Genomic DNA, 15,167 nt, shown 5'->3' with positions numbered 1-15,167 from the left:
TATAAATTATATGGAGGTTAAGATGTCATATAAACGTAAGAATTTCATTCTCTTAGCAGCTATTTCTGGTAGCTTAATTTTATCTAGCAGCATTGCTTCAGTAGTTTATCAAACATCAGCTCAAATTCTAAGTGGAAGCAAAACTGATTTATCAAATCAAGATGCTAGATTAATTCCTGAAAACAAATTAAACACCAATCTAGCAAACTCATCAAATATAGATAATAACTTGCAAAAAATTAAAGAGCAACCTACTAATCCGGTTGTTATTAATATCGCTCCAAGTCAACCACAAAAAGAACAACCAAAAGAACCTATCATAAAACCTGAAAATCAACCAAAACAGCCAAAAGAGCCAATTATAATAAATGCACCAGATTTTAAGCCACCACAAACACAACAAAAACCTATTGATTTACAAAAACCAGTTGTTATTACTACACAACCTGTAAAACAAGAGCCGATAAAACAAAAACCACCTGTGCAAAAAGTAGAGAGCAAACCACAACCTTCTGCACCTGTTATAGTCGAGCAACCTAAACCTATACAACAACCAACAACGCCAAAACCTACTCAACCTATTACAAATACACAGTATAACATTGACGGAATCGGAGATGGTTATACAGAAATAAATATTGCAAACACAACAGCAAGGGCTAAGGTAGATTTTAAGGTTATACCACATGAATATTCTAAACAAGATATCGAAGATGGAATTGCCAATCCGAAAGGATACCAAAATGTTACAACCGGAAAAATTATCTCTGTTGAAGTAACACCACAACTTATTGCAGCAGATGCTAAGGTTGCTATCGATGGGATTAATGCTAATGCAGGTAAAATTGCAGATGCTACCGATGATTCAGAATCTGAAAATGCTCCATATATACTATCTAAAGGTTTTTGAACTGGAATAAATGATCGTTTTGGTAGAATCGCTGAAGAAATTATAAGACATAAAAATGATCCAAGATATCTGCAATATATCAAACAAAACTATCGTGATATCTATTTAAAACGTAAATTTAATAGCTTCATAGAAGAAAAAGTTTATGTCGCTTTCCATCTCGATCGCAGCAAATTTACTAATCTTTCACAAAGAGCAATCGATTTTCTAAAAAAAGGTTACACACTTGATCCTGATAATGTATTTATTAATGAAAATGGAGAACTAGATAGTTATGGACAAGAACTACCTCCTGGATTTAACCGTGTAACTGCAAGAGTTACCAGAGATAACAAATACAAAAGAGCTTTTGGTTATGATGACTGACAAGCTATCACACCAGGAAATTTAGAAGAAGGAAATTATCCAGGTTGAACTAAAACCGATGTAACTAATGAACCAATTTTTAGCAAATATGTTAATAACACACCTGGAATTAAAGTTTATGATTATACCCGTGATGACAAAAGCCCAACCTTACGCAACCAAGGGTATGCGCTCTATATTGATATGAATGATACAAATGCTTACCAAAAAACAGCTTCTTTAATTAAAGAACTTGAAGAAAATAAAATACAAATTACTTCATATCGCTTTAATAACTTAGGTAAAGCAAGTGCTGCACAAAAATATATTGATATCTTTAAATTGCTTCCTAATCATATTCCACAACTACAATTATTCTTTGATGCTTCAGCAACTAATACATCTGCATTAATTGCTTTAAAAGACAAAAACATTGATGAACTAGGTTTATATACCTATGGAAATCCTGTTTTAGATGCTTGAAGTTATAACCCTTGAGCATTAAACAAAGTTGCTTGAATTAATACTAATGATTATAATCCTAACCAAAACTATAAAAAGAACATCCCGATAGCAACACGAATCATCTTTGATACCATTGCTTTTGATGAATCAAATTATTTAAAAAATACTTCTGATCCATATAAAGAAATTAATTTAGGTTTAAGAATGGTATATTGAACTCGCAACAATGAACCATTCTTTCAAGGTAGTTACGGATCTGGATTAGATCCAGATACCAAAGAAAAAGATAACTCATATCCTCAAGGACTTGATTTTTCTAGGGTACCAGAAATTAAATCATTAAAAGGATTAATATTTTCTGATAATCAAAAAGCATCAAATAATAAACCACGTAAAATCCGTCGTTTAAAGTTATATAATAATTCGCAAATTTTTACAATGACTGCAGACGATATTAATAATGCGGGATTTAATGAAAACTTTGTACTTAATTCCCCTCAACTAAATTCAAAAATTACCTTTAGCAACGGAGAAACTAATCAATTATATATCAGTGGTAACGGAACACTTACATCAATCGGTTTATCCGAATTAAGAACATTAACAAAAACCTTATACCAAGAATTTGCAAGTAAACCTATTTTAGTTGATAAAATTGCTACTAATTTAGCAGCACAATTACAACAAAACGGATACAATGTGCAAGTATATAGTGATCAAGATACATTAGAAATCACATAAAGGAAAATATGAAACACTTAAAATTAGATTTTTCAAAAGCCCCATCATTAGAAGAATTAAAATACTTACAACCTAAAATAACCCAAATCCATAATGATATAGTTAACAAAAATGTCGCTGAAAAAGATTGGTTAGGTTGATATAATCTACCTGCTGATTATGATAAAGATGAATTTAAAGCAATGCAAGAGAAAGCCGATTTTTGATTTAAAACTGGAATCGAAGTTGTTGTTGTCATTGGAATTGGAGGTTCATATTTAGGTGCTAAAAGTGGTTATGATTTTATCTACGGACCTTATTCAAGCAAAAAACCTAAAATGGAACTTTTATTTGCTGGAAATGATATTTCAGCAGAAACATTAGTTGCAAAACTAAAATATGTTGATGATAAAAAATTTGCTATTAATGTAATTTCCAAATCCGGAACCACATTAGAACCATCAATTGCTTTTCGTGAATTTAGAAAATTGCTTGAAAGTAAAATCGGTGATCAAGCAAGCGATTATATAGTTGCAACAACCGATAAACAAAAAGGTGTTTTATTTGAATTAGCAACCTTAAAAGGTTACCAAAAGTTTGTTGTTCCTGATGATGTCGGTGGACGCTTTTCGGTATTAACAGCAGTTGGTTTATTCCCGTTTTTATGTGCTGGAATCGATGCAAAAGGAATTTTAGATGCAGCAAACCAAACTAATAAGGAACTTTCTGAATCAAAACTTGAATCAAATCCTGCTTACTGATATGCTGCTGCTCGTTATCATTTATATAATAACAATTATGCTATCGAAATGATGGTTTCATATGAACCAAAACTACAATACTTCTTAGAATGATGAAAACAACTGTTTGGTGAATCTGAAGGAAAGGATGGAAAAGGGTTATGACCTACCAGTTGCTTATTTTCTACCGACTTACACTCGCTAGGACAAACGATTCAAGATGGTAATAAAATTCTTTTTGAAACTGTTTTAACCTTAGAAAACCCTTCTGCTAACATTGAATTTTCAAAAGAAGCAATTGATTATGACAAACTAAATTACCTAGCTTCAAATAATTTACACCAAGTTAATAACATTGCTTTTAATGCTACTGCAAATGCACATCATATCAGTGGTAAAATCCCTGTAATTCATATGTTATTTGACACATTTAATGAAGCAACCTTAGGAACCTTATTTATCTTCTTTGAACGAGCATTAGCAATGAGTGCATATTTATTAGGAGTTAATCCGTTCAACCAACCTGGTGTCGAAGTATATAAAAAGAATATGTTCAGTATGCTAGAAAAGAAATAATGAACAAAAAACGATTAGGACAATTCTTTACTATTTGTAATCCATTTGATAATATTATTTTCTTTAAGTGACTTAAAGAAAATAATTTATTATCCCATAATATCACATATTTAGAGCCTTTTGCGGGTTCTAATAATATACCTTTCTTGTTATCACAACTTAATTTAAATAACCCATGAAAATGTTTTGATATTCAACATTTTTATGATCAAAACAACAATCAAATTAATCATTTTGATAAATATCAAATTAACATCAATGATTCATTAAAAAACTATCCTAAAGGATATAAATTAGCTATTACTAATCCACCGTATTTAGCAAAAAATAATGCAACACGTTCTAAGATAAATAATGATTTTGGTGGTTATGATGACTTATATAAATATGCTTTGGATATTATGCTTAAACATACTGATTTTGTTGCCGCAATTATTCCTGAAACTTTTATCACATCAACTAATTTAAATCTTAAAAGTCGCTTATATGCAGTAATTTCGTTGCAAATGAAAATGTTTAATGATACTGAATGTCCAGTTTGTCTTGCTTTGTTTAACAAAAATCCTACTGAGGATTTTTTGGTATATAAAAATGATGTTTTTATCGGTTGATATAAAGAGTTAAAACAACTTCAAAAGCAACCACAAAATCAATATAAATTTGTTTTTAATGATAATAATGGACAAATATGATTAAATGGCATCGATAATACAAAAAATGATAGTATTATGTTTTCGTTAGCAGATTCAAAATGCAAAAATGTCAATAATTCATCACGAAGTTATACAAGAATTAAATTGCCTAATGACTGAAATCTTGATGATAGTCAATTAAAAGCATATATCAATGCATTAAACGATTATTTAGTTAAATATCGCTGCGAAACTAAGGATGTGTTTTTATCTTCGTTTAAAGGTTTAAGAAAGGACTTTAAATACCGTCGTAGACTTAGTTGGACTGAGGCAAAACGAATAATGAGTGTTGTTTATGAACTAGGTGGTTATGATGATTAACTGAGAATTGGAATTAAGAAAAAGAAGAATGCATAATATCAAGGATGTTAAAAGATTGCTGATACAAAATGATAAATCATTGCTAGAAAAAATTTATAAGGATGCAAATAGATATGATTTAGATGTTGATTTTATTAAGGATAAAATCATAAATGAGGATATTTTTGCTCTCATAAGATATGCAAAAGATCCAAATAAACAAAACATCCACGAAGATATTTTACTCGAATACTTTCACAATTAACTTTATAATGTTACCATCCACAAATTACCCAAAACTGGTAAGAATGCTAAATTTATCAACAGTTTCGGAAACATCCTTAATTTATCTGATCGTGAATATAATGAAATTACAAACAAAAGTATCGACTTTGAATTCATCAAAGACGATATAATTTTTTATTGCACTTTCAAATATACCAATGAAAAAGGTGGTGCTCAAGATAATCAAAGAAACGATGTGATGATATTTATTGAAAATGCTAATAAAAATCAAGATGACAAAGTGAAATTCTTAGTCATCTTGGATGGAAATTACTATGTTGATCAAATTAATAAGATTAAAGAATGTATTAATTCTGAAAAGACATTTGTCTTAAATTCATCACAAATATATGATTTCTTTGAATTTAAGACTTATCAAAAAGTAAAATAAATTATTTGAAGATATCCTTAAATTGATCAGGGTATAAATATGCCATTTTCTTTACAACCTGCTCAAAAGTAGTTGGATTATAAGGTAATCCACGATTTTTTAAATATGCATATTTTTGTGTATCAAAAACTAAAAAATTATTTGATCCTCAGTTTCCGGCTTGCTTATCTAAACCAACTACATTACCGTCACTATCATAAACTCCACTACCTGATGAACCACTTCCCCAGTCAAAATCTGGAACTTCTCCTCATAGTGCAGGACGAACTGCATCAATGGTGCTTTTATCATTACCATAATATTTAATCGGGTTATTACCTATTAAATATTCGCGATAGCGTAACCCAGGATAACTTTCTTGATTACCTAAGGTAACAACCTTAGGTAAAGTTGCGATATAGAAGTTTAAATTATTAAAGGAACTAAGATATAAAGATAAATCCGAAATGTTTAATGGTTTAAGGTTTTTGAAATTAAGAAAGTGCTTTATTGCATTTTTTTCATGCTGAGTTAGCAATCTTTCTTTGTATTTATATGTATCCAAATCTTTACCATCAAAGGTTGTAAAAATTGGTTTGAAATCTACAATAGCAACAATCGCATCAAGATTATTATTTGTGCTTCTGCTGATAATTTCTCCATCAGTATTTTTAAAATTTCCATATGAATTTTGAACTTGTCCGCTAAAATCTAAAAATAAATCAAAAGTTATTCCTTGTTCACTGCTTGGTATTTCAAAATCAAACATATCACCATCAGGTGTTAGTTTTGGATATGTAAATTTTTTATCATTTGTATCATCCGAAGCATTATTTGCTTGTTTATCAGTATAAATTGGTAAATATTTATTGTTTTGTTGATCTTGGGTCGGTCTGTTAATATTAGTCGAAGAAATCAATTTAGGATGTTGAACTACAATTCTTTCATATCCGTTATGATGTTGCGTTCAAGTTCCAATCCCTGAATGACGATTGGTGTTTCAAACATGAAAATTAACAAAGGCATAATAACGAAAATCATTAGGATTATCATTAACTTTGGCAAAGATATTTCAAGTTCCATCAGCATCAGCATTTAAACTAAACACTCTGGATCTACCCTCTTCGATTGGTTTAACTGAATCTTCTTTATATAAACGTTTTGAACGGTCATCCTTGGCAGGTGCATCATCTAAAATATTATTTCTCGCTTCTATATTTTGAACTGTTTGATTATGTGTTTTTAATTCATATGTATTTTTATAACCAATTGATGAACCTTGAATTGAGTTTTTATCAAGTTTCTTAGCTTGTTTAAATTTAATTTTTTCATCTGTATCAGTTTCATTTTGAATTCAATTTACAAAAAATTCATTTCTCGAAATAAATGCTGAGCGACTAGTTGAATGATTATGTGTAGCAAGGATGTTATTAAAATGGATATTATTATTTCTTGTATGTAGTTTTAATGTAAGTTGATTATTTGTTAATGATAAACTAAATTTAATATTGCTCTTAATTTTTGAATACAGACTTTGTTGAAATGCAGGTGTTTCAGAAACATAATCATACATAAAATCAACATCATCAATATATTGATTTTCTTGCAAGGTTTTCAAAGAAACAGGAACTCTAACACGCGAATGAATATTATCAAATTCATTTGCATCCTTAAACTCTCTTGGATTTAAATCAAGTTCAAAAACAAATCAGAAAATTATGTTCTCTTTATCAAAATCACTTGGGATAATAATTGAATTTAAATCTTCAGAAATAGATGCAGTAGCATTATTTTCGCTTAATTTAAAAATTGAATCATTAAGATATTCTCGAGTTTTAAATCAATGAATTTTTTGAGCTATATTATTTTTTGTAATTGTGTAATTACGGTCTGGATGGTTTTCTTTTGAATTTTTATATCTGGTTTTTCAGTTAAAATAATCAAAATTATAGTCTAAAACTGCATTGAAATTTTCAGGTGAAAAAGTAATGTTGCTTTGATGTGTTGTAGATAATAAATCATACTTTTTCACCTTACTTACAGATGAACCATCATCAAGTTGGTTTTTAAGTTTATTTTCTGATGTTCAGTCAAAATTATATGAAAACTCAATGTTCTTATTAGTAACTTCTTTTCTGGGAATAAAATTTAGATAACTTTTATTATTTACTACATCAATATATTTAAGTTTATACTTAATTTGTTCTTGAAAGGCTGCAAGTGAAAATTTAGATAAATCTTTAAAAGGGATATAAATTTTCTTACTTGCTGGCACAGCATTTTCAACATCAAAGGCTTGATCTTTGTTTACAATAACAGTAGGACCAAACGGAAAATCTGTTTTCTTTTCTTCTTTATAAACTTTTTTCTCTACTTCAAAGTAGAAAACAAAAACTTTATCTGATAAAATTTTAACTTGTTCAGTTGTTCAATTAAATGAAGTTGTTGCAAAAATCTCCTTTGTGTTCTGATTTTTATAAATATCAAAGTTTTGCAACATTAAATTATCAAATGAATTATTTTTCTTAGAAAACTTATATTTTGACTGCAAATTAAAGATTGCTACTTTATCATTATTAATAACAAGTTGGGTAATAATATAGTCATTTTGATAGTTACTTAGATTGCTTGCATTAAATGAAAGTTGATTACTATTAACACTTAAATCAATGTATTTTACTCAAGGATTATATTGGTCAAAACTTTTTACCAATGCTTTTGCAGATGTTATGCCTTCCGATGTGTTAGTAATATTTATGGTTATAGTATCGCTTGTAACATTTATGCTAGAAACATCTACATTAGATGTTTGAGTATATTTGTTTTCAGTGTCATTTGAACTTGTTTTAGTAGTAGGAGCATCTAAATAATTAAAATATATAGGATAATAAGAATCTTTTGTTTTTAATGTATCTTTATTCAATTCATGAAAATCATTAGATGTTTTAATATTTAAATCATTCTTTGAAATTAGATTAGCATTTTGCAAGGTAAAAATGTTACCATAGTTTTTGATATCATCATTTGAAACTGGTGCAGTATTTTCTTTTTGTGGTTGTTTTTCTGTGACAGTAAATGAATATGTGCCTGAGAAACTATTTTCAAATGTTTTTCAATTTCCATTTATATTTACTTGAAAGTTTTTAAATGTATATGTTCCATTCGAAAGATTGTTTATTGTAAAAGTATAATTTGTTGCATTATTTAATGTTATTTCACTGCTATAAATATCACTCCCATTTTTTGTTAATACTATTCTTGCAGATTTATTTTGATAAATATCTTTTATGTTATTTATAGTTACATCAACTTGGTTGTTAGCATTTGAATTTGGTTCTACCAATAGCGAACTATGATAAATATTAACATTAGTTACTTGATCTGGTAATGACAAGGTTTTAAAATTAAATTTGTTATTTGAATCGCTATAAATTAAATGATCTTGATTATCTTCATTATATGAAATAGATTTAATAAAATAACTTGTATTTTCACTTAAGTTATCTGCATTAATATTTAGTTTTAGCTGATTAGGACTTAGAATTTGGTAAGTAGCATTGTATCGGTAATCATTACTCAATATAAGTTTGAAAGTTAAATTCGGCTTAATAGTATTAAAATTTTTTGTTTGGATATTCAAAGATAAATTAGCAGAATTTGTAGTTATTTCAGATGACGAAAATTGTGCATTATTAAAGTCAAAATGATATTCATTTGGTTTTGACTCAGGATTGTTAGAGTTATCTGTTAAAGTTGTAAAAGAGATTTTTTGGGAATCCGAAGTGATTATATCGATGTTATTTAATAAAATTTGTGAAATATGATATGTAGAACTAGCAGCAAGATCACTAATTTGGTAAGAAGATGTGTTGTTATTTACAACAAAATCCTTATCAAATCCACTTTTGAATCGAATTTTAAGATTATATTCTTTATTAGGTTCCAAATTTTGTAAATCTAACGATAAATTTACACTATGTGATTTTATATCAGTTGTTTTAATACTTCTTAAAATAGGATTCGCTTTAGTTTTGAAGCTAAATTTATTAGAATAGTTATTGGTATATATAACTTTACTACTACCATTAGAAAATAAAATGCTTTTGATAAAATAATTTGTATTAGCTTTCAAATTAGTTGCATTTACAGTTAATTTAATTTGATTTAAATCGATAACATTATAACTAGCATTATAGATTTGATCATTATTTAATATCACTTTAAATGTTGAATTTACATCTGAATTATTAAAATTTTCACTATTAAAAGTTATCGATGCATTAGTTGAATTTGTTGTTATTTCACTTGTTTTAAAAACTGCATTATCAAAATTAAATTTATACTCTTTTTGTTGTGGCTGGTTAGTTTGCATATCATCTAATGTTTTAAAAGATATTTTTTGATTATCTGATGTAATAACTTCTTGGTTATTAAGTAGAATTTGAGCAATTTGATATGTTGTATTGGTTTGAAGATTATCAATCAAGAATGTAGCATTTTGAGATGTTAATAAGAAATCATTTTGCATTCCATTGGTGAATTTAATTTTAAGATTATATTGTGTATTTGTTTGCAAATTGTTAAAAGCAACATTTAAATTTGCACTATTTTTTGTTATATCTGATATATTTACAGATTTTAAGGCAGGATTTATTGTATCAATAGATGTTGTTTGAAAAGCAAACTTATTAGCATCGCTATTTTTATAAATTTCTTTGCTTTGTTCTTGATTAACTAATAAAATAGATTTAACATAATAACTTGTGTTAGCACTCAAACCACTGGCATTAATGCTTAAACGAATCTTATTGCCATCTAAAACATAAGTTGCATCATAGTTTTTGTCATTATTTAAAACTACTTTAAATTGCACATTATTATTTCGAAAATTCTTTGCTATAAAATCCAAAACAACCGATGCAGAATTTGCATCAGTTTTTAAAACATTAAATGTTGCATCATTAAAATCAAACATACTTTGATCATCAGATTTTTTAGTTGTAAAAGTAATTTTTTGATTATTATTGTTAATAATATTTTGCGAATCAAGCAAAATTGAATTGATATGATATGTTGTATTAGCTGTTAAATTATCAATTGTAACTTTGATAGCTTTATTAGAATTAACACTAATATGCTTAGAAATTCCATTACTTAATTTTACTTCTAGATTATAAGTTTTATTTAGTAATAAATTATCGATTTGTATTGATATAAGTGCATTATTTGAACTTGTTGAAACAACTACAATATCTTTTAAATGTGGTTGTTTATCCGAATTATTTGCACATGCAATAGTTATAATTGGTGTTGCTAAAACAAGTGGCATTATAGTTCATAATTTCTTTTTCATAACAGTCCTTATTCAGTTGTTTAATCCTTATTTATAATGTTGAAAATATCATTATAAAGTTCTCATTCAGGCTTTGTCACATTTTCTTTTGGTAGTTGGTAAGATATAACTTTATTTGTAGTCTGATTAAATACAGATTTTGCTTGCAGTGCCTTTAGCATCACTTGAAGTTTTGCTCTTGTATATTTTGTTTTCTTGTTCGGATAATTTTTATCAAGCAGATACATAATATATTCTTTTAAAAAACTTGCTAAACAAATCAATAAATTATATGCATCATAGTGGTTTTTTTGATATATATACCAAAATTCATTTCGAATATCATCTTCAAATAAGTCAACATTTTTTAGAACTTGTTTTGCATCTGAATCAACCTTTTTAATCATCGATGCAGTAATATCTATTAAATTAGTTTTATAAACCAAATAACCATCGAGTTCCTTTGATTTCTCAATTGATTCTAAATCGAGATCCATTATTGGGTCTTCATCTAAAAAGCGTCCTAAATCATATCCTGATAAATTACCCAAAGTTCTCTCATCTTCAGCAGTATTTTCATAATCTTCTAAAAATTCATTCCTTAACATCTGATCTTCATGTTCAAGTTTTTTATTTCAAATTATAACCTGTTTAATATCATACGTTTTTGAATCAATTTGTAGTTTTTTGTCTCTTTGTTTTTCTTTACTTCCATCTTTAAAATGTTTATAATCACCTTGATCCAGAATGTAATCAAAATCTGAACGATCACCATAAAATGCAGAAATTGATGTAATGAAATTTATATTGTTTTCAAGCATATAATGAATATTTTCTTCAGTTATCATTTCTTTTTCTATTGAAAATGTTGGATTTGAATTAGGAAACATTTTTAAATAAGCATCTAAAAAGTCGGCAAGATACTGGGATTCATCACCAAAAGTTACATTATAAGTTTGCACAAACACAGGAGCACCTAACTTGTTAAAAGCCGCAACAACATTCTTTTGGGTTCGTCAAAAATCATTATAGGAGTATTTTGTTCCTGCTTTTTTAGAATTATCGAATTCTGCATATGTCATAGGTTTAACTGCAACATATAAAATTTTGCTATCTGTCATTTGCTCACTAATTCTTTGAACATTTTTATATAATATTTTATGATTCTTTCAAATATTATTAAGTGCTTTTATGTATATATTATCTTTGTAGTCTGATTTTTTATATATTTTATCAAGTTCAATTAATTTATCCGATGCTCCCCTTACATCTGTTAAAAACAAATTAAGTAATGTCATAGTCACAGTGTTTTTTAAATCATCTTTATCATATTTAAAATGATCAAACAAACCGATGTTATTAATTAGTTTTGTTAATCATAATTCATTAGGATTTCTAGTTGGATAAGTTAATTTTGCTTCCGATAAAGCGTTTTCAATATATGCTTTTAAATCTGTGTAATCTTCATTAACTATATTTTTTAAATCATAATCACTAATAGCAGATTCAATCAATGGTATATGTCATGGATATTTTTTACTTAATTTAGTATATAATCCTAAATCCACAACATTAGTCATTTTATCCATACCATCATAATTCTTTTGTTTTGCTATATAAACATGAAGATTTTTATCTGCATTATTATCTAAATTTACAACTAATTTCATAGTAAAATTATATCACTATGAAATTAAAAAACTACATAGAAAACTATGCAGTTTTAGGTTTTTTGTATCATTTTATTAGTTTGCTTGCTTCAAAATATATAGTAAGTAATAATCCAAATAATATCGGTGCTAACCAATATGCAACATTATAATTAGTTATCTTAGAGATATCAGCCATTTTAAATGCTACTCTTATTCCAGGTACAAATGCTACAAAGATTACACAAATCAATGAAAATAGTGATGCTGCATAAACTAATTTATATTCTTTAATATTACATCTAAAGATAGATTTTACAGACATCAAATTAATTGAATTAATACTTGCACCAACTCCTAAGGCAATGAATGTTGCAGTAGATGTCAGTTTGATAAAATCATCGCCTTTGATGTTATTAGAAATGGCCACTAAAGCAGCTGTCAAATATGCTAATAGAGCACCAATTGAGATAATTACACTTTGAATAAGTAATTGCTTTCATAAACCATTTGCAAAAATACTCTGGTTCTTATTAATAGGTTTTTGCTGCATCACATCTAAATTGCTTGGTGTCATACCTAGTGCAATCGCTGGTAGTCCGTGAGTTAATAAGTTAATTCATAAAAGTTGTGAAGCCGATAGCACTATTACTTCAGCATCCGCTATTATGTGTTTTTTAAAGATAATTGATAAAACAAACAATCCGATAATCATTACAATAATTTCACTTAATGAAGAAACTAAAAGGTTTAAAATAACAGTTTTGATGCGATTATATGTTTCGCGACCACTTTTAATTGCTTTAACAATTGTAGTGAAGTTATCATCAGTCAAAATCACATCTGCTGCTTGTTTTGATACATCAGTCCCTGTAATCCCCATTGCAACACCAACATCGGATGCTTTTAAAGCAGGAGCATCATTTACTCCATCACCAGTCATTGCTACTACTTCATGATAACCTTGTCAAGCTTTCACTATTCTTAATTTATCAGTCGGTGACACACGAGCATAGACACTAATATTACGAACATTTTTATATAACTCATCATCAGTCATCGTTGCTAATTGAACTCCTGTGATAGCTTTATCACCATATTTATAAATTCCTAAATCAGTAGCTATTGCTGTAGCAGTAGTAAGATGGTCACCGGTAATCATAACAGGGTGGATACCAGCTTGTTTTGCTATTTCAATACTTTCTTTAACACCTGCCCGAGGTGGATCTTGCATTGCGATAAGTCCTAAAAAGACTAAATTATTTTCATCATCAAATGTAATTTTTTCAGCACTTGCATCCATTTTTTTATAACCAACTGCGATTACACGGTAAGATTTTTGTGCCCAACTTTCATTTAATTGGTATTGATATTCACTAGCATCCTTGCTCTTAGCAAAAATTACATCAGGGGCACCTTTAGTTATTAGAATTTTTTCTCCTTTCGGATTCTTTACCAAAACTGACATTGTTTTTCGATCTGAATCAAAAGGAAGTGAATCTAATTTTTGAAAAGCTTGATAAAACATCTGAGCAGAGTTTTGGTTATCTAGTCCAAACCTAAGTATTCCAGTTTCGGTTGGGTCCCCTACTTCAATGTATTCTCCATTTTCTCCTATTTGCACACTAGCATCACAACAAGCAACAAAAGCACCTAATGCCGAAGATTTTTCATATGGAACATCTGGATCAATTGCATCATATAAATGCATTACAGTCATTTTATTTTCAGTAAGTGTTCCGGTTTTATCTGAACAGATTACACTAGTAGCTCCTAAGGTCTCAACTGCAGGAAATGCTTTAATAATGACATGTTTTTTAGTCATTGTTGCTACACCAATAGCCAATAACACAGTTGTAAAAGTAATCAATCCTTCTGGAATAGCAGCAACAGCCAGTGAAATCCCTATTATTACAGCATTAGAATAAACTTCTGGGTTATTTCAAATGTTTGTGAAAACATTTGAAATAATAAATTGAATAACTGTTGTTATAACTAATAAAACAACACCTGATATTCCAAAAAGTTTACTTAATTTATTAAGTTTAATTTGTAAAGGAGTAAATTGCGGTTTTTGTTCTTGAATCAGTTTATTAATATTACCTATTTGAGTGTCTTTTCCAATTGCGACTACTTCTGCAACACAGTGTCCGTTAGTTAAATAAGTTCCCGCAAAAACGCGATTGGTATTTTCAATAATATTTTGATGTTGATTATCTTCTAATGCGTTTTTTTCAACAGGTAATGATTCACCAGTCAAGGCCGCTTCAACAACATTAACACAGTAAGCTTGCAATATTTTTGCATCGGCTCCGGCATAATCTCCTGCATCTAAAACAATAATATCACCTACAACCAATTCTTCAGCCGGTAAATGCATCAGTTGTCCATCACGATACACTTTAGAAATCAATTGATTGTTTTTTTCTAATGCTTTAACTGCTTGATCACTTTTTATTTCTTGATATGTACCTAAAATCGAATTTAAAACTATCACTATTAAAATAATTAAAGGTTCAATAAATCCAACAATAATATCCGTTTGACTTTTAGAATTTTTACTTACTGTTTCATATATTGCAACTGCAAATGAAAAAGCTGCAGCAATTAAAAGCAAAATAATCATAAAGTCTTTAAATTGTGATATAAAAACTTTAAAAATATTTAATTTTTTTTCACTAGTAATTTTATTAAATCCATTTTCTTGTTGTTTTTGTTTTGCTTGTTGTGATGTTAAACCACTATAAATAATATCTTGATTCAAAACTCTCCTTTCTTAGATA

The 15,167-nt window shown here is 28.2% G+C and carries 8 protein-coding genes; 5 read left to right on the top strand and 3 right to left on the bottom strand.

The window, feature by feature from the left end; all coding sequences use genetic code 4:
• The first annotated feature begins 22 nt into the window (after window positions 1–22).
• The 5 genes from ACXYRR_RS00745 to ACXYRR_RS00725 all read left to right on the top strand — a co-directional run bounded on the left by ACXYRR_RS00745 (window position 23) and on the right by ACXYRR_RS00725 (window position 5,424).
• Entirely contained in the window at window positions 23–2,461 is a 2,439-nt protein-coding gene (locus ACXYRR_RS00745; RefSeq protein WP_458597310.1) for a putative immunoglobulin-blocking virulence protein, read from the top strand.
• Window positions 2,462–2,469: 8 nt separating this feature from the next.
• Complete coding sequence (locus ACXYRR_RS00740; protein WP_458597309.1) at window positions 2,470–3,756, top strand: glucose-6-phosphate isomerase; 1,287 nt, start codon at window positions 2,470–2,472, stop codon at window positions 3,754–3,756.
• Window positions 3,756–4,769, top strand: coding sequence for a hypothetical protein (locus ACXYRR_RS00735; RefSeq protein ID WP_458597308.1), 1,014 nt, complete (start codon window positions 3,756–3,758; stop codon window positions 4,767–4,769). The genes ACXYRR_RS00740 and ACXYRR_RS00735 overlap by 1 nt, the downstream gene beginning before the upstream one ends.
• Entirely contained in the window at window positions 4,759–5,013 is a 255-nt protein-coding gene (locus ACXYRR_RS00730; RefSeq protein WP_458597307.1) for a hypothetical protein, read from the top strand. Before ACXYRR_RS00735 ends, ACXYRR_RS00730 begins: the two co-directional genes overlap by 11 nt.
• A 216-nt stretch (window positions 5,014–5,229) precedes the next feature.
• A complete protein-coding gene (locus ACXYRR_RS00725) occupies window positions 5,230–5,424 on the top strand; it encodes a hypothetical protein (RefSeq protein ID WP_458597306.1) in 195 nt (64 codons plus the stop codon).
• A 1-nt stretch (window position 5,425) separates the two neighbouring features.
• Here ACXYRR_RS00725 and ACXYRR_RS00720 read toward each other — a convergent pair whose 3' ends face one another.
• Genes ACXYRR_RS00720 through ACXYRR_RS00710 form a run of 3 tightly spaced genes read right to left on the bottom strand, consistent with a single transcriptional unit; the run spans window position 5,426 to window position 15,148 of the window.
• Window positions 5,426–10,756 carry a hypothetical protein gene (locus ACXYRR_RS00720; protein WP_458597305.1) on the bottom strand — a complete coding sequence of 1,777 codons (5,331 nt, stop codon included), beginning with the start codon at window positions 10,754–10,756 and terminating at the stop codon, window positions 5,426–5,428.
• Between the two features lie 20 nt (window positions 10,757–10,776).
• Window positions 10,777–12,405 carry a hypothetical protein gene (locus ACXYRR_RS00715; RefSeq protein ID WP_458597304.1) on the bottom strand — a complete coding sequence of 543 codons (1,629 nt, stop codon included), beginning with the start codon at window positions 12,403–12,405 and terminating at the stop codon, window positions 10,777–10,779.
• Window positions 12,406–12,448: 43 nt separating this feature from the next.
• Window positions 12,449–15,148 (bottom strand): cation-translocating P-type ATPase, encoded by a 2,700-nt coding sequence (locus ACXYRR_RS00710; protein WP_458597303.1) that lies wholly within the window; start codon window positions 15,146–15,148, stop codon window positions 12,449–12,451.
• Window positions 15,149–15,167: the final 19 nt, after the last annotated feature.

It is taken from the genome of Mycoplasma sp. 246B (genome assembly GCF_054353935.1).
This window is presented reverse-complemented; position numbering and strand designations above follow the sequence as displayed.